Raw genomic sequence first — 16,949 nt, forward strand, 5'->3', positions numbered from 1 at the left:
GGGTGCCGCGTGCCGATCGCTGCCGCGCCCCGTCCCCACAGGAGAAATCCATGTCTTACATGCTGTTGATTGTCGAACCGACCGAACAGCGCGCCGAGCGCACGCTCGACGAAGGTCAGGCGCTGTACGCGCGGATGGTCGATTTCGCCGAGACGTTGAAGGCGCGCGGCGTGCTGCGCGGCGTCGAGTCGCTGGAGCGCTCCGAGCGCGGCACGCGCGTGCAGGTGCGCGACGGCGAGACGCGCCTGCTCGACGGCCCGTTCGCGGAGGCAAAGGAAATGGTCGGCGGCTTCTTCCTCGTCGATGTCGACACGCGCGAAGAGGCGATCGAGATCGCGCGCCAGTGCCCGGCCGCGCAATGGTGCACGGTCGAGGTTCGGGCGGTGGGGCCGTGCTTCCTGTAACGACGGCGACCCGGTATTTACCCTGATGCGTCGCGGCGCGTGTCGATCCGGCCGTCTTTCGTCCGTCGTCCGGATAAGGCCCCGATGAACGGGCGCCTCCTGCCATCGACGACAAGGAGTACACGATGCGATTCATGATCATGATCCGGGCGAACGCCGTCAGCGAATCCGACGCGTTGCCGGACAACCGGCTGGTCGAGGCCATGACCGTCTATCACGAGGAACTGGCCAAGGCGGGCGTGCTGCTCGACGCGAACGGGCTGCGGCCGAGCGCGCGCGGCTGGCGCGTGCGCTACACGGGCGGCAAGGGCACGGTGGTCGACGGGCCGTTTGCCGAAACGAAGGAACTGATCGCCGGTTACACGCTGATCCAGGTGCGTTCGCGCGACGAGGCGCTCGAATGGACGCGGCGGTTTCCCGCGCCGTTCGGTGCCGAGATGGATTGCGAGATCGAGGTGCGGCCGCTGTTCGAACTCGACGACCTCACGCCGAGCGATGCGGTCGAGCGGTTCCGCGATCTCCACGTCGGCCGCGCCGGCGCCTGAGCGTCCACGTCGATTCAACTTCACCGGGAGCACCCGTCATGCACAAGATGGTCTTCATCAACCTGCCCGTGGCCGACCTGCCGCGCTCGAAGGCGTTCTACCAGGCCCTCGGCTTCGAAGTCGTGCCGGCCTATACCAACGACCAGGCCGCCTGCATCAAGATCAGCGACACGATCTTCGCGATGCTGCTCGTGCGGCCGTTCTTCCAGACCTTTACCGGCAAGACGATCATCGATCCGGCGACGCAGGTGCAGGTGCTGTCGTGCCTGTCGTGCGACAGCCGCGCCGAGGTCGACGCGATCGTCGCGAAGGCGCTCGCGGCCGGCGGCTCCGCGCCGCAGGCCCCGCGCGAGTATCCGAACATGTACGGCCACGGGTTCGACGATCCGGACGGCCACGCATGGGAGCTGATGGCCATGCCGCTGGACGCGTCGGGCCAGGGGCAGGCGTCGTGACGCTTGAGGCGACGCATCGTGCGATCGAAGCGGTCTGGCGGATCGAGGCGCCGAAGATCATCGCGCGTGCCGCGCGCGTGGTGCGCGACGTCGGCGTGGCCGAGGAACTGGCGCAGGACACGCTCGTCGCGGCGCTCGAACACTGGCCCGTCGACGGCGTGCCCGACAATCCGGCCGCGTGGCTGATGACGGCCGTGAAGCGCCGCGCGCTCGACCGTGTCCGGCAGGAGTCGCTGCATGCGGCGAAGCGCGACCAGCTCGGTCACGAGATGGACGCGCTCGAAGCGCACATCGTCCCCGACATCGCGGAGGCGCTCGCCGACGCGAGCGAGGACGACATCGGCGACGACCTGCTGCGGCTGATCTTCACGTCGTGCCACCCGGTGCTGTCGACCGATGCGCGGGTCGCGCTGACGCTGCGGCTGCTCGGCGGGCTGACGACCGGCGAGATCGCACGTGCGTTCCTGACGCCCGAGCCGACGATCGCGCAGCGGATCGTGCGGGCGAAGCGCACGCTGTCGGCCGCGCACGTGCCGTTCGAGGTGCCGGCCGCCGATGCACGGCCGGCGCGGCTCGCGTCGGTGCTCGAAGTGATCTACCTCGTGTTCAACGAAGGCCATGCGGCGACCGCCGGCGACGACTGGACGCGTCCGGCGCTGTGCGACGAAGCGCTGCGGCTCGGCCGCGTGCTGGCCGGGCTCGCGCCGGACGAGAGCGAAGTGCTCGGGCTCGTCGCGCTGATGGAACTGCAGGCGTCGCGCATGCATGCGCGCACCGATGCGCAGGGCCGGCCGGTGCTGCTGCTCGATCAGGATCGCAGCCGCTGGGATCCGCTGCTGATCCGGCGCGGCCTCGCGGCGCTGGAGCGGGCGACCAAGCTCGGCGGCGTGCGCGGGCCGTATGCGCTGCAGGCCGCGCTGGCGGCCTGCCATGCGCGTGCGCGGCAGGCGTCGGATACCGACTGGGCGCAGATCGTCGCGCTGTACGACGCGCTCGCCGAGGTTGCCCCGTCGCCGGTCGTCGAGTTGAATCGCGCGGTGGCGGTGGGAATGGCGTTCGGGCCGGCCGCGGCCCTCGACATCGTCGATGCGTTGCGCGACGATCCCGCGCTCGCGCGTTATCACTGGCTGCCGAGCGTGCGCGGCGACCTGCTGGCCAAGCTCGGCCGCACCGACGAAGCCCGGCTGGAGTTCCGGCGCGCGGCGGACATGACGCGCAACGCGCGCGAACGCGAATTACTGCTCAAGCGCGCGACCGATGCCTGATGCATGAGGCATGACCCACGCGGAGCGCGCCGAACGCATGGTCCCGACACCACCCGCGCCCCCACCCGACACTATCGCGCGCATTGAAAAAGCCTATTGGGGGATGCGAACGCGAGCGCCTAGATTGAAGAGCACGATGTGCGCGCCCCGGCACACGCATCGTTCCCCACATACTTCATCGGCCCGGCTTCGCACGCGGCCGCGCCGACTCGAACGGAGGCGCAAATGGCTCAACTCAAGGGCAGCAAAACCGAAGAGAACCTGAAGGCCGCATTCGCGGGTGAATCGCAGGCGAACCGGCGCTATCTGTATTTCGCTTCGAAGGCCGACGTCGAAGGGCAGAACGACGTCGCCGCGCTGTTCCGCTCGACCGCCGAAGGCGAAACGGGCCATGCGCACGGCCATCTCGAATACCTGGAAGCGGTCGGCGATCCGGCCACGGGCTTGCCGTTCGGTTCGTCGCGGCTGAATCTCGAATCGGCGATCGCCGGCGAGACGCACGAATACACCGACATGTATCCGGGCATGGCGAAGACCGCGCGGGACGAAGGCTTCGACGAAATCGCGAACTGGTTCGAAACGCTGGCGAAAGCCGAACGCAGCCACGCGAACCGCTATACGAAGGCGCTGGACAGTCTCGTCGACTGACGGGCCGCCGCGGGCCGCACGGCATCGCCGCGCGGCCGGCATGCGGCCGGCCGTTCGTTCATCGCTGCCCGCCGCGCGCGGGCGGCGCGCTCGCGCGCATGCGCGCCACGCTGGAGCGCCCCATGCCCCACAAGGAAGGCAGTCTCGAAGCCCCGACCCGGCATCCGCTCGACTGGCAGTCCGATGCGTTCTACGACCAGGCCGCGATCGATGCGGAAATGACGCGCGTGTTCGACATCTGCGCCGGGTGCCGGCGTTGCGTGTCGCTGTGCGGCGCGTTTCCGGCGCTGTTCGACCTGGTCGACGACACGCCGATGGGCGACATCGAGGAAGTGCCGAAGGCAGCGTTCGGCAAGGTCGTCGACCAGTGTTATTTGTGCGACCTCTGCTACATGACGAAATGCCCGTACGTGCCGCCGCACGCATGGAACGTCGACTTCCCGCACCTGATGCTGCGCGGCAAGGCCGCGCGCTACCGGCGCGGCGAAGTGGCGTTGCGCGACAAGGTGCTGTCGAATACAGATGCGCTCGGTCATTTCGCGGGCATTCCGATCGTCACGCAGGCCGTCAACGCGGTGAACCGCACGCCGCCCGCCCGCCACGCGCTCGAAGCGGCGCTCGGCGTCGATCGCGACGCATGGCTGCCGGAGTTCGCGCCGCGCAAGTTCCGGCGCGCCGCGCAGCGCTCCGGCAACCCGCCCGTGCGCGACGGTGAACGCACGCCCGGCAAGGTCGCGATCTACGCGACGTGCTACGTGAATTTCAACGAACCGGGCATCGGCCACGATCTGCTCGCGATCCTCGCGCATAACGACATCCCGTACGAACTCGTCGCGCGCGAAGCCTGCTGCGGCATGCCGCTGCTCGAGCAGGGCAACCTCGCGGGCGTGGCCGCGAAGAAGGCCGCGAACATCCCGGTGCTCGAACGCTATGCGCGCGAAGGCTACGCGCTGATCGGCGCGATTCCGAGCTGCGTGCTGATGTACAAGAGCGAGCTGCCGCTGATGTTCCCCGGCGACGACGCGGTGCGCGCGGCGGCCGATGCGTTCTGGGATCCGTTCGAATACGTGATCGCGCGGCATCGCGACGGGCTGCTGAAGACCGATTTCAAGACCGGCCTCGGCACCGTGTCGTATCACGTGCCGTGCCATGCGCGCGTGCAGAACATCGGCCGCAAGACCGCCGACGCGCTGTCGCTCGTGCCCGATACGCGCGTGAACGTCGTCGAGCGTTGCTCGGGGCATGCGGGCACGTTCGGCGTGAAGAAGGAATTTCATGCGGACGCGATGCGGATCGGCGCACCCGTGTTCAAGGCGATGGCCGAGCCGCGGCCGGACGTCGTGTCGTCCGACTGCGCGCTGGCCGGCCATCACATCGTGCAGGGCATCGACGAGAAGGGGCTGCCGTCCGCGCCGCTCGCGCATCCGCTCACGCTGCTGCGCCGCGCCTACGGCGTCTGACGACGCCCGCCATCCTCGAGGACCTCTCATGACGCTGACCCGCGACTCCCTGCTGACGCTCGAGGCGTACGCGAAGATCCGCCGGACCGAACACGCGCGGCTCGTCGCGTACAAGCGCCGCCGCGCGGTGGCGCTCGGCAACCATCTGCGCTTCCTGTTCGAGGACGAGACGACGATCCGCTATCAGATCCAGGAGATGCTGCACATCGAGAAGATCTTCGACGAGGCAGGCATCGAAGGCGAGCTGGACGCGTATCTGCCGCTGATACCCGACGGCACCAACCTGAAGGCGACGATGCAGATCGAATACGAGCACGAGGCCGAGCGGCGCGCGGCGCTCGCGCGGCTGATCGGCGTCGAGGATCGCGTGTACGTGCGGGTCGACGGGCATGCGAGCGTCTACGCGATCGCCGACGAGGATCTCGAGCGCGACACCGCCGAGAAGACGTCGGCCGTGCACTTCGTGCGTTTCGAACTCGACGCGCCGATGCGCGCGGCGCTCAAGGGCGGGGCGGCGCTGTCGATCGGCTGCGATCATCCTGCCTATACGATGCAGCCGCAGCGCATCGACGCGGACGTGACCGCATCGCTGGCCGGCGACCTGCGCTGACCGAGCGCCGCGCGTCCCGCGCGCCCGGTTTCCGCCGTTCCGTTCCGACCCGAAACAGGGGGGCCGCCCGGCTGTCGCCGCGAAGATGTAACACGCGTCACGAATTTGCACGCGGAGACATACCGTGCATCGCGCGTCACCGCCCTTTCATCACTCGCAGAGAAACAATATCAAGATTGTGTACGAAGATAATCACGGCGAACGGAAATTGAATGATTTACCGATTCGTGAATCTCTCGTTACGAATTTTCCCATGATTTACCGATTTTAGGCAGCAGTTCCGGCGATTGTTGCCGGCAAGGGTCGGACCAGCCTGTAACCGGTTATTTCAAGCCATTCTTCATACCCTGTAGAGCCCCGCCAGGCGGGCCTTTGCAGCGACGGGCATAAAGATCTCGCAAAAAAATTCAAGCGTAAATGGATTGCGCATCAATGGCAGGTTGTTTCAGTGCGTAACATTAAGTCATTGTCATATTGAGATAAACCCTGAGGATGGTATGCTTCGTGCACAAAAATTCCCACATTGGAGTGAGACCGTGATTTGTGCGCCATTGCCGGGAATCACGGCACCGTAAAAGTGCGGTGCCGAGCCGGCATGCACAACACCGGATAACCATAATGTGCAACCTGGCCGCCCCCGCGACGCGAAGTGTCGCAATGGCGCCGCCAATCGCAGCCCGGCCTGGCTGCGTGGAGAGATCTACTATGTTCTTCGATGAGCTTAACGATGAAGAGTGGTTTCGTCTTTCAACGCTGATCGCCGATGAACCCATCCGGCTGAATCGTCGCGGGCGTCCGCGCGCCGAACCGCGCGTCGTCGCCAATGCGGTGCTCTGGATCCTGACGACCGGTGAAGCCTGGTCCAAGCTGCCCGGCCGCTATCCGTCCGGGCCGACGTGCCGCCGCCGCTACGAGGAGTGGCTTGCGAACGGCACGCTGCTGCAGATGATCGACGTGCTGACCCAGTTCAGCGGGCGCACGTTCGCGTATATTCCGCCGCCGCCGGTGCCTGTGGTTCCCGCGCGCCGTGTGGAATCCGTGCCCGACAACGATCGCTTGCGCGGCGTGTTCTGGCAAAACCCCGAGTCGTGGCAATTGCCGGTCGCTCAGGCAAACGTTTGGGAGGGCGAAGGCGCGTCGGTCAGCGCGAGGCAGGACGATGCGGTGATCGACCGGTCCGACGCATCGTTCGTGGTGCCCGGCGCGCCGTCGACGGAGTTGCGTCATGCGCATGTGTCGTCGGCGAGCTTCGCCGCGGCCGAACCGCAAGTCGACTCGTATCGCGGCTATACGATCAGCGGCACCGCGCAGCCGGTGCAGAACCTGATGTATCGCGCGTGGGCCGAGATCTCGCAGGACGACCGGCGCGTGGAACGCTCGGGCCTGATCGGCCCGCGCTTTACCGACGCCGAGGAAGCCGAGCAGTACGCGCTCGACTGGGCGCGCCAGTGGATCGATCGCCACGGCGCGAGCGACGAGCCGGCGCGCGCGCCGCAAAGCGAGGTGCTGGCCGGTCTGTCGGCGCTGTCGCGTGCGGAGTCCGACATCAAGCGCTTCATCGCCGAGCGTCATACCGGTGCGCTGACCGAAAGCCGCAACGATCCGGTGCAGTCGGAACGTCGCGAGTACGCGTACCGCGTCGGCTGATCGCGGTGCCGATGCGAGGCGCGGGCCGTCGTGTGCCACGACGCCCGCGCGTGCCTGCCCGGGTACGTTCGCGAGACCGTTGTCGGTGTGAACGGGCCTAGCCCCCGGGGCGCCGCCGTCGAAGCGGCGCCCCGGGCGTTTGATGCATCACTGGCGGCCGTAGGTATCGTCGAAGCGGACGATGTCGTCCTCGCCGAGGTACGCGCCCGATTGCACTTCGATCAGTTCGAGCGGCATCTTGCCCGGGTTCTCCAGGCGGTGCGAGACGCCGAGCGGGATGTAGGTCGATTCGTTTTCGGACAGCAGGAACGTTTCGTCGCCGCGCGTGATGCGCGCGGTGCCGCGCACGACGATCCAGTGTTCGGCGCGGTGGTGATGCATCTGCAGCGACAGTTGCGCGCCCGGCTTCACGACGATGCGTTTCACCTGGAAGCGCTCGCCCATGTCGACCGAGTCGTAGTGGCCCCACGGGCGATGCACCTTGCGGTGATCGGTGGCTTCCGCGCCGCGTTGCGCCTTGATGCGGCCGACGATTTTCTTCACGTCCTGCACGCGCGACTTGTCCGCGACGAGCACCGCGTCGGGCGTTTCGACGACGACGAGGTTCTGCGTGCCGACGCAGGCGACGAGCCGGCTTTCCGAATGCGCGAAAGTCGATTCGGCGCCTTCGAACAGCACATGGCCGCGGCCGACGTTCTGCGCATCGTCCTTCGGCGAGATCTGCCAGATCGCGTCCCACGACCCGACGTCCGACCAGCCGGCGTCGAGCGGCACGACCACGCTTTCGCACAGTTGCGGCAGGCTCGCGAGCGGCTCCATCACCGCGTAGTCGATCGAGTTCGACGGCGACGCGGCGAACGCCTCGCGATCGACACGGAAGAAATCGCCGTCGTCCTTGCCCTGGGCGACGGCCGTTTCGCACGCGGCGTAGATCGCCGGCTCGAGCTGGCGGATCGCCTTCAGCCAGACCGACGCGCGCACGATGAAGATCCCGCTGTTCCACCAGTATTCGCCCGATGCGACGTACTGCTGGGCGAGTTCGAGGTGCGGCTTCTCGACGAAACGGTCGAGGCGGCGCACGTCGAGGCTGCCGGTCGCGGCATCGCCGAGCGGCGCGCCCACGCGGATGTAGCCGTAGCCGGTCTCCGCGTGCTTCGGCACGATGCCCATCGTCGCGATCTTGCCTTGCGCGGCGCAGTGCACGCCGGCCGCGACCGCTGCGTGAAAGCGCGGCAGGTCGGCGACCGCGTGGTCGGCCGGCATCACCGTCATCACCGCATCGTTGCCGCCGGCGACGAGCCGCAGCGCGGCCAGCGTGAGCGCGGGCGCGGTGTCGCGGCCGAGCGGCTCGAGCATGATCGTCGCGCGCTTGGCCGTCAGGCGCAGCTGTTCGGCGGTCGTGAAGCGGTGATCCTCGCCGCACACGATCAGCACGTCGTCGTTCAGCGGATGGTCGGCCGCGAGGCCGTCGAGGCGCAGGGCGGTCGACTGCAGCAGCGAATGATCGCCGAGCAGGCCGATCAGCTGTTTCGGAAAACGTTCGCGCGACATCGGCCACAGGCGTGTGCCGGAGCCGCCGGCAAGAATCACCGGTTGCACCGCGAGGCGCGTGCCGGCGGCGGGGGCGGCGGAAGAAGCATGGCGCGTTTCGGCTGCCACGGCCGGAGCATTCATGATGGCACTCTCCACGGTTGAAGTCAGTGCCTGTCGTTGTAGCATGAAGTAAATCGACAATAAAACCGGGCCCATTGCCTGATATTCATCGGGCATTCATCTGGAAAAATTTTCCGCGCTAGCATCGGATGCAAATAAAAAAATAAAAAATAATTCCGTGCACCGGCGGCTGGAGCTTGTCTGTAAAGGGATTGAGCCGAACGTAAAGTTTCCGAAAAATTCTCGATTTCAGATCGATTCGGGAAAACGTGCCGAATTAATTCAAAAAGTTCGCGGCAAGAATTTCCGATTATTTTTCGAAATACTTGTGCGCTTGAGGGGGGATTTTCTTGTCGCTTCAATAGCGTCATGCAACGTTTGAATCGAAGGTGCGGCACGGGTCGCACGAGGAGCTGTTCGGCAAACGCCTGTTCAAAGAGGAAGCAGACATGTTGAGCGTGCTGGCGAGAGTCATCGATATCGCGATGGTCGTAGCGGGGGCGCTGATCGCCGCCGCGCTGCACGACGGCAGTATCTGGCTCAACGACCTGCAGCGCACGACGGTGCTGTTCGACTGCCTGCTCGTCGTCGTGTTCTTTCCGGCCATCGGCATTTACCAGTCGTGGCGCGGCAAGCGCCTCGTCGGGCTGGTGGGCCGGGTCGCGTTCGCGTGGCTCGTGGTCGAGCTCGCGGGCATCCTGATGAGCTTCAGCTTTCACCAGTCGGGCGAGCTGTCGCGGCTGTGGCTCGGCTACTGGGCGCTCGTGACGATGGCGCTGCTCGCCGGCTCGAAGACGTGCGTGCACGTCGTGCTGCGGCAGCTGCGTCGCGGCGGCTACAACCTGAAGGCGGTCGCGATCGTCGGCGGTACGCCGGCGGCGCGGCGGCTGATCGCGCAGATGCGGGCGCGGCCGGAAGCCGGTTTCAACCCGGTGTGCGTGTACGACGAAAGCGAGGCGCCGGGCGAAGTCGCGCTCGACGACGTGCGCATCGAGCGGCAGTTCGAATCGCTGGTGTGGCTGGTGCGCAGCCGCGCGATCAGCGAGCTGTGGCTCACGCTGCCGATCACGGAGGAGCGCCGGATTCACCAGATCGTGACGGTGTTCCGCCACGACTTCGTGAATATCCGCTTCATCCCGGACGTGCGCACGCTGTCGTTCTTCAACCAGGAAGTGGTCGAGGTGCTCGGCGTGCCGGCGATCAACCTCGCGGCGTCGCCGATCACCGACGTGCGGATCCTGCCGAAGTTCGTGTTCGACCGGCTGTTCGCGCTGGCGGCGCTCACGGCGCTCGCGCCGGTGATGGTGCTGATCGCGGCCCTGATCAAGCTGACGTCGCGCGGGCCGGTGTTCTTTCGCCAGAAGCGCAAGGGCATCGACGGGCACGAGTTCGAGATCTACAAATTTCGCTCGATGAAGGTGCATCAGGAAGTGGCCGGGCAAGTCACGCAGGCGACGAAGAACGACACGCGCGTGACGCCGGTCGGCCGGTTCCTGCGCCGCACGAGCCTCGACGAGCTGCCGCAGTTCATCAACGTGCTGAAGGGCGAGATGTCGGTCGTCGGCCCGCGCCCGCATGCGCTCGCGCACGACGACATCTACAAGGATCTGGTCAAGGGCTACATGTTCCGCTACCGGATCAAGCCGGGCATCACCGGGTGGGCGCAGATCAACGGCTATCGCGGCGAGACCGACCAGATCGAGAAGATGATGGGGCGCGTGAAGCTCGATCTGTACTACATGCAGAACTGGTCGTTCTGGCTCGACATCAAGATCGTCGTGCTGACGCTCTGGAAAGGCTTTACCGGCAGCAACGCGTACTGACGCGCCGCGCAGGCGTTCCGGTTTTACGAATTTCGAATCATTGGTCACGAGGTCCGACACATCATGAATCTGACTATCATCGGCAGCGGTTACGTAGGTCTTGTCACCGGCGCCTGTCTCGCCGACATCGGGCACGACGTGTTCTGTCTCGACGTCGACCAGGCAAAGATCGACGTCCTGAACAACGGCGGCGTGCCGATCCACGAGCCGGGCCTGAAGGAAGTCATCGCGCGCAACCGCGCGGCCGGCCGCCTGCGCTTCTCGACCGACGTCGAGGCCGCGGTCGCGCACGGCGATGTGCAGTTCATCGCGGTCGGCACGCCGCCCGACGAGGACGGCTCGGCGGACCTGCAGTACGTGCTCGCCGCCGCGCGCAACATCGGCCGCTACATGACGGGCTTCAAGGTGATCGTCGACAAGTCGACGGTGCCGGTCGGCACGGCCGAGCGCGTGCGCGCGGCGGTTGCCGAGGAGCTCGCGAAGCGCGGCGGCGACCAGATGTTCTCGGTCGTGTCGAATCCGGAATTCCTGAAGGAAGGCGCGGCCGTCGACGATTTCACGCGTCCGGACCGCATCGTGATCGGCTGCGACGACGACGTGCCGGGCGAGCGCGCCCGCGAACTGATGAAGAAGCTGTACGCGCCGTTCAACCGCAACCACGAACGCACGCTGTACATGGACGTGCGCTCGGCCGAGTTCACGAAGTACGCGGCCAACGCGATGCTCGCGACGCGCATCTCGTTCATGAACGAGCTGGCGAACCTCGCGGACCGCTTCGGCGCGGACATCGAGGCCGTGCGCCGTGGGATCGGCTCCGATCCGCGCATCGGCTATCACTTCCTGTATGCCGGCTGCGGTTACGGCGGCTCGTGCTTCCCGAAGGACGTCGAGGCGCTGATCCGCACGGCCGACGAGCACGGGCAGGCGCTGCAGATCCTGAAGGCCGTGTCGTCGGTCAACGCGACGCAAAAGCGCGTGCTCGCCGACAAGATCGTCGCGCGTTTCGGCGAGGACCTGACGGGCCGCACGTTCGCGATCTGGGGCCTGGCGTTCAAGCCGAACACCGACGACATGCGCGAAGCGCCGAGCCGCGAGCTGATCGCCGAGCTGCTGTCGCGCGGTGCGCGCATCGCCGCGTACGACCCGGTCGCGCAGCAGGAAGCGCGCCGCGTGATCGCGCTCGATCTCGCCGATCACCCGAGCTGGCTGGCGCGCCTGACCTTCGTCGACGACGAGGCGCAGGCCGCGCGCGACGCCGACGCGCTCGTGATCGTCACCGAATGGAAGATCTTCAAGAGCCCCGACTTCGTCGCGCTCGGCCGCCTGTGGAAAGCGCCGGTGATCTTCGACGGCCGCAACCTGTACGAGCCGGAGACGATGAGCGAGCAGGGCATCGAGTACCACCCGATCGGCCGGCCGGGCTCGCGCCAGGCCGTCGCCGCCCGCGTGCCCGGCGCCGCGCGCGCGAGTGCGTAACCCGTTTCCCGTTACTCGTTACGAGGCGCCATGTTCCGGAACATCCTGATCGTCTGCCACGCGAACGTCTGCCGCAGCCCGGCAGCGGAAATGCTGTTCAAGTCGCACGCCGCGTCGCGCGGCGGCCCGCGCCCGACCTTTCACTCGGCCGGCGTGCACGCGAATGACGGCGACGGCATCGATCCGGTGATGCGGCAACTGCTCGCCGAGCGGGGCGTCGATGCGACGACCCACCGCTCGCGGCGGCTGTCGCGCCGGCTGGTGCGCGACGCCGACCTGATTCTCGTCAGCGAGCGCGGACAGATCGCGGCCGTCGAATCGGTCGATCCGTTCGCGCGCGGCAAGGTCCACCTGCTCGGCAAGTGGGAAGGGGCCGAGATTGCCGACCCGCACGGCGGCCCCGAGGCCGACTACCGCGAGAGCTACTCACTGATCGAACGTCTGGTTCAAGGATGGCTACAGAAACTATGCTGAAACGCCCGATGCGCCCGGTGGCGCTTGCCGTCGCGCTGACGACTTTCCTGTCGGCCTGTGCAACCGCTCCCGGCAACTACCTCGACTCGTCGAACCTGAAGGACGAAGGCCGGCAGCAAGCCGCCGAAACCTATCCGGTGCATTACATCGACGCCAAAGTGGTGATGGACCAGCTGCAGAAGGCGCAGGTCGACCATCCGCTGCCGCCGGGACGTTACACCGACCCGTCGCAGTACACCTATCGCGTGGGCCCGCAGGACATCCTCGGCGTCACCGTGTGGGACCACCCCGAGCTGACGACGCCGCAGGGCCAGTCGTTCTCGAGCGGCGGCAACACGACGCAATCGGTCGCGGGCGCGCTGCAGCAGCCGTATACGACCGCGCTGCCGGGCCAGGCCGATCCGTATGGCCAGACGGTGGGCGCCGACGGCACGATCTTCTTCCCGTTCGTCGGCCGGGTGCGCGTGGCGGGCAAGACCGTCGCGCAGATCCGCGACGAGATGGCGTCCGGCCTGTCGCGCTACGTGAAGAATCCGCAGCTCGACGTGCGCGTGCTGTCGTTCCGCAGCCAGAAGGTGCAGGTGACGGGCGAGGTGAAGCAGCCGGGCCCGCTCGCGATGAGCGACGTGCCGCTGACGCTCGTCGACGCGATCTCGCGCTCGGGCGGCTCGACCAACGAGGCCGACCTGCAGCGCGTGCGCCTGACCCGCGACGGCAAGCTCTACACGCTCGACGCGAACGGCGTGCTCGATCGCGGCGAAGTCAACAAGAACGTGATGCTGCAGGCGGGCGACATCATCAACGTGCCGGACCGCAGCGACAGCCGCGTGTTCATCATGGGCGAGGTCAAGACGCCGGTCACGGTGCCGATGCTCAAGGGCCGGCTGACCATCGCCGACGCGCTGACCGCGGGCGGCGGCATCCTCGACACCGACGCGAACCCGCGCAAGATCTACGTGATGCGCGGGATGCGCGACAACCCGACGAAGCCCGAAGTGTTCCGTCTCGACATGACGCAACCCGATGCGCTGATGCTGTCGAGCCGCTTCCCGCTTCAACCGCTCGACGTCGTCTACGTCAGCACGGCCAGCTCGGTGCAGTTCAACCGTGTGCTGCAGCAGGTGCTGCCGACGATCCAGACGATCTTCTACATGCGGCAAATCACGCGCTGATAGCCCGCCGGGGCGGCGCCTCCGCCCCGGCACCACTCAAGCGGGAACGAATGGTGAACACGCAAGCGAAACACTCCTACGCGGATCTGTCCGTGAAAACCGAGGAAGAGGACGTCGTCCTCGGCCAGTTGCTCCAGGTGATCATGGACGACATCTGGCTGCTGCTCGGCATCGCGGTGACGGTCGTCGCGCTCGCCGGCCTCTACTGCTACGTGGCGAAGCCGGTGTACCAGGCCGACGTCCACGTGCGGGTCGAGAGCAACGACAACACGTCGCAGGCGCTCACGCAGACGCAGACCGGCGCGACGATCAACACCGGTCCGCAGCAGGCGCAGACCGATGCGGAAATCGAGATCATCAAGAGCCGCGGCGTCGTCGCGCCGGTGGTCGATCAGTTCAAGCTGAATTTCTCGATCGCGCCGAAGACGCTGCCGGTGATCGGCAGCCTCGCCGCGCGCCTCGCGACGGCGGGCGTGCCGTCGCGGCCGTGGCTCGGCCTGAAGTCGTATGCGTGGGGCGGCGAAGTCGCCGACGTCGATTCGATCAGCGTCGTGCCGGCGCTCGAAGGCAAGAAGCTGATGCTGACGGCCGGCCCGGACGGCACCTATTCGCTGGTCGATCCGAACGGGACGCGGCTGCTGTCGGGCCATGTCGGCGAAGCGGCGCAGGGCGGCGGCGTGACGCTGCTCGTGCAGAAGCTCGTCGCGCGCCCCGGCACGCAGTTCACGGTGGTCCGCTACAACGATCTCGACGCCATCAGCGGCTTCCAGGCCGGCATCCAGGTGACCGAGCAGGGCAAGCAGACGGGCGTCGTGCAGATCTCGCTCGAAGGCAAGGACCCGGACCAGACCGCCGCGATCGCGAACGCGCTCGCGCAGTCGTACCTGAACCAGCACGTGGTCGCGAAGCAGGCCGAGGCGACCAAGATGCTCGACTTCCTGAAGGGCGAGGAACCGCGCCTGAAGGCCGACCTCGAACGCGCGGAAGCCGCGCTGACGCAGTACCAGCGCACGTCGGGCTCGATCAACGCGAGCGACGAGGCGAAGGTCTACCTCGAAGGCAGCGTGCAGTACGAACAGCAGATCGCCGCGCAGCGCCTGCAGCTCGCGTCGCTCGCGCAGCGCTTCACCGATTCGCACCCGATGGTGATCGCGGCCAAGCAGCAGCTCGCGGAACTGCAGGGCGAGAAGGACAAGTTCAGCAACCGCTTCCGCAGCCTGCCGGCCACCGAAGTGAAGGCCGTCCAGCTCCAGCGCGACGCGAAGGTCGCCGAGGACATCTACGTGCTGCTGCTGAACCGCGTGCAGGAACTGTCGGTGCAGAAGGCCGGCACGGGCGGCAACATCCACCTCGTCGATTCGGCGCTGCGTCCGGGCGATCCGGTCAAGCCGAAGAAGGTGCTGATCCTGTCGGCGGCCGTGTTCCTGGGCCTGATCCTCGGCACGGGCGTGGTGTTCCTGCGCCGCAACCTGTTCCAGGGCATCGAGGATCCGGACCGCATCGAGCGCACGTTCAACCTGCCGCTGTACGGGCTGGTGCCGCAAAGCGCCGAGCAGGTGAAGCTCGACGCGGCGGCCGAGAAGGGCGGCGGCCGCGCGCGGCCGATCCTCGCGAGCCTGCGTCCGAAGGATCTCAGCGTCGAGAGCCTGCGCAGCCTGCGCACCGCGATGCAGTTCGCGATGATGGACGCGAAGAACCGCGTGATCGTGCTGACGGGCCCGACGCCGGGCATCGGCAAGAGTTTCCTGACGGTCAACCTCGCGGTGCTGCTCGCCCATTCGGGCAAGCGCGTGCTGCTGATCGACGCCGACATGCGCCGCGGCCTGCTCGACCGCTATTTCGGCCTGACCGCGCAGCCGGGCCTGTCCGAGTTGCTGAGCGACCAGGCGCCGCTCGAGGATGCCGTGCGCGAAACGCCGGTGCAGGGCCTGTCGTTCATCGCGGCCGGCACGCGTCCGCCGAACCCGTCGGAGCTGCTGATGTCGTCGCGCCTGCCGCAATACCTCGAAGGGCTCGGCAAGCGCTACGACGTCGTGCTGATCGATTCGCCGCCGGTGCTGGCGGTGACCGACGCGACCATCATCGGCCGCATGGCCGGCTCGACGTTCCTCGTGCTGCGCTCGGGCATGCACACCGAAGGCGAGATCGCCGATGCGATCAAGCGCCTGCGCACCGCGGGTGTCGACCTGGAAGGCGGGATCTTCAACGGCGTGCCGCCGAAGGCGCGCGGCTACGGCCGCGGTTATGCGGCCGTGCATGAATACCTGAGCGCCTGATCCGTCTGGCGCGTAACCGGGCGGGCGGCGCGTGCTGCCCGCCCGGCCGACTGGAGAACCATCGATGAAAATTTCCGTGCTCGTTCCGACCTACCGGCGTCCCGCCGACCTCGCGCGCTGCCTGCTGGCGCTGCAGCGCCAGCAGCGGCTGCCCGACGAGGTGATCGTCGTCGCGCGCCCGGAGGATGACGCCACGCACGAGCGGCTCGCCGATCCGGCGGTCGGCGGCGCGCTGCCGCTGCGCGTCGTGCCGGTCGACGTGCCGGGGCAGGTCGCCGCGCTGAACAAGGGGCTCGATTCCGCGACCGGCGACATCGTGGCCATCACCGACGACGATGCGGCGCCGCATCGCGACTGGCTCGCCCGCGTCGAAGCGGTATTCGAGGCCGATCCGCGCGTGGGCGCGGTCGGCGGGCGCGACTGGGTCCACGAGAAAGGCCGCGTGCTCGACGAATCGCGCGAACGCGTCGGCCAGCTCACGCTGTCCGGCAAGATCGTCGGCAATCATCACCTCGGCGTCGGCGGCGCGCGCGAAGTCGACATGCTGAAAGGCGCGAACATGAGCTACCGCCGCGCCGCGATCGAGCGGCTGCGCTTCGACACGCGGCTGCGCGGCGCCGGTGCGCAGGTGCACAACGACATGGGCTTCAGCATGCGCGTGCAGCGCGACGGCTGGACGCTCGTCTACGACCCGGCGATCGCGGTCGATCATTTTCCGGCCGAGCGTTTCGACGACGACCGGCGCGATGCCGCGTCGCTGAATGCGATCAGCAACGGCGCGTACAACATGCACCTGATCCTGCGCGAGCACCTGCCGCCGCTGCGGCGCGAGATCGCGTGGTGGTGGTGGGCGCTGGTCGGCACGCGCGTCTACCCGGGCCTCGCGCACGTGCTGCTGTCGCTGCATACGGCGAAGCGCGAGCGGATCCGCGAGCACTGGCGCGCGGTGCGCCGTGGCGCGCGCGATGCCCGCCGCGCGAACCTTGCCCCCCACCATGCGGCGATGCCGCCGGTGACGTCTTGAACGGCCCGCGCGCCTCG

The 16,949-nt window shown here is 67.3% G+C and carries 15 protein-coding genes; 14 read left to right on the forward strand and 1 reads right to left on the reverse strand.

The features are described from left to right. The first annotated feature begins 50 nt into the window (after window positions 1–50). The 8 genes from HWX00_RS09860 (at window position 51) to HWX00_RS09895 (ending at window position 7,034) form a co-directional block, all read left to right on the forward strand. Window positions 51–404 carry a YciI family protein gene (locus HWX00_RS09860; protein ID WP_034185688.1) on the forward strand — a complete coding sequence of 118 codons (354 nt, stop codon included), beginning with the start codon at window positions 51–53 and terminating at the stop codon, window positions 402–404. A gap of 125 nt (window positions 405–529) precedes the next feature. Continuing rightward, window positions 530–949, forward strand: a complete 420-nt coding sequence (locus HWX00_RS09865; RefSeq protein ID WP_034185689.1) for a YciI family protein — start codon at window positions 530–532, stop codon at window positions 947–949. Window positions 950–987: 38 nt separating this feature from the next. Continuing rightward, a complete protein-coding gene (locus tag HWX00_RS09870; RefSeq protein WP_034185690.1) occupies window positions 988–1,404 on the forward strand; it encodes a VOC family protein in 417 nt (138 codons plus the stop codon). Then, window positions 1,401–2,669 carry an RNA polymerase sigma factor gene (locus HWX00_RS09875; RefSeq protein WP_175028374.1) on the forward strand — a complete coding sequence of 423 codons (1,269 nt, stop codon included), beginning with the start codon at window positions 1,401–1,403 and terminating at the stop codon, window positions 2,667–2,669. The genes HWX00_RS09870 and HWX00_RS09875 overlap by 4 nt, the downstream gene beginning before the upstream one ends. A 225-nt stretch (window positions 2,670–2,894) precedes the next feature. Next, complete coding sequence (locus tag HWX00_RS09880; RefSeq protein ID WP_006497294.1) at window positions 2,895–3,317, forward strand: rubrerythrin family protein; 423 nt, start codon at window positions 2,895–2,897, stop codon at window positions 3,315–3,317. Between the two features lie 122 nt (window positions 3,318–3,439). Next, window positions 3,440–4,777: a heterodisulfide reductase-related iron-sulfur binding cluster gene (locus HWX00_RS09885; RefSeq protein ID WP_175028375.1), complete on the forward strand. Its 1,338-nt coding sequence runs from the start codon at window positions 3,440–3,442 to the stop codon at window positions 4,775–4,777. Window positions 4,778–4,805: 28 nt separating this feature from the next. Then, window positions 4,806–5,387 (forward strand): DUF3501 family protein, encoded by a 582-nt coding sequence (locus HWX00_RS09890; protein WP_049029217.1) that lies wholly within the window; start codon window positions 4,806–4,808, stop codon window positions 5,385–5,387. A gap of 705 nt (window positions 5,388–6,092) precedes the next feature. Next, entirely contained in the window at window positions 6,093–7,034 is a 942-nt protein-coding gene (locus HWX00_RS09895) for a DUF6566 family protein (protein ID WP_034185693.1), read from the forward strand. Between the two features lie 147 nt (window positions 7,035–7,181). Here the strand turns inward: HWX00_RS09895 and HWX00_RS09900 are convergent, their stop codons facing one another. Further along, window positions 7,182–8,708, reverse strand: coding sequence for a mannose-1-phosphate guanylyltransferase/mannose-6-phosphate isomerase (locus tag HWX00_RS09900; protein ID WP_034185694.1), 1,527 nt, complete (start codon window positions 8,706–8,708; stop codon window positions 7,182–7,184). A gap of 428 nt (window positions 8,709–9,136) precedes the next feature. Between HWX00_RS09900 and HWX00_RS09905 the strand changes: the two genes are divergently transcribed. From HWX00_RS09905 to HWX00_RS09930, 6 genes are all read left to right on the forward strand, one after another. Continuing rightward, window positions 9,137–10,510, forward strand: a complete 1,374-nt coding sequence (locus HWX00_RS09905) for an undecaprenyl-phosphate glucose phosphotransferase (protein WP_034185967.1) — start codon at window positions 9,137–9,139, stop codon at window positions 10,508–10,510. Window positions 10,511–10,573: 63 nt separating this feature from the next. Continuing rightward, on the forward strand, window positions 10,574–11,986 hold the full coding sequence (locus HWX00_RS09910) for a UDP-glucose dehydrogenase family protein (RefSeq protein ID WP_059558449.1): 1,413 nt from the start codon (window positions 10,574–10,576) through the stop codon (window positions 11,984–11,986). Between the two features lie 30 nt (window positions 11,987–12,016). Then, window positions 12,017–12,460 carry a low molecular weight protein-tyrosine-phosphatase gene (locus HWX00_RS09915; protein ID WP_034185696.1) on the forward strand — a complete coding sequence of 148 codons (444 nt, stop codon included), beginning with the start codon at window positions 12,017–12,019 and terminating at the stop codon, window positions 12,458–12,460. Then, on the forward strand, window positions 12,454–13,632 hold the full coding sequence (locus HWX00_RS09920; RefSeq protein ID WP_034185697.1) for a polysaccharide biosynthesis/export family protein: 1,179 nt from the start codon (window positions 12,454–12,456) through the stop codon (window positions 13,630–13,632). The genes HWX00_RS09915 and HWX00_RS09920 overlap by 7 nt, the downstream gene beginning before the upstream one ends. Window positions 13,633–13,682: 50 nt before the next feature. Continuing rightward, window positions 13,683–15,908 carry a polysaccharide biosynthesis tyrosine autokinase gene (locus HWX00_RS09925; protein WP_175028376.1) on the forward strand — a complete coding sequence of 742 codons (2,226 nt, stop codon included), beginning with the start codon at window positions 13,683–13,685 and terminating at the stop codon, window positions 15,906–15,908. A gap of 64 nt (window positions 15,909–15,972) precedes the next feature. Further along, on the forward strand, window positions 15,973–16,932 hold the full coding sequence (locus tag HWX00_RS09930; RefSeq protein ID WP_175028377.1) for a glycosyltransferase family 2 protein: 960 nt from the start codon (window positions 15,973–15,975) through the stop codon (window positions 16,930–16,932). Window positions 16,933–16,949: the final 17 nt, after the last annotated feature.

The organism is Burkholderia seminalis DSM 23518, from assembly GCF_902832885.1.
Classification (GTDB): Bacteria; Pseudomonadota; Gammaproteobacteria; order Burkholderiales; family Burkholderiaceae; genus Burkholderia; species Burkholderia seminalis.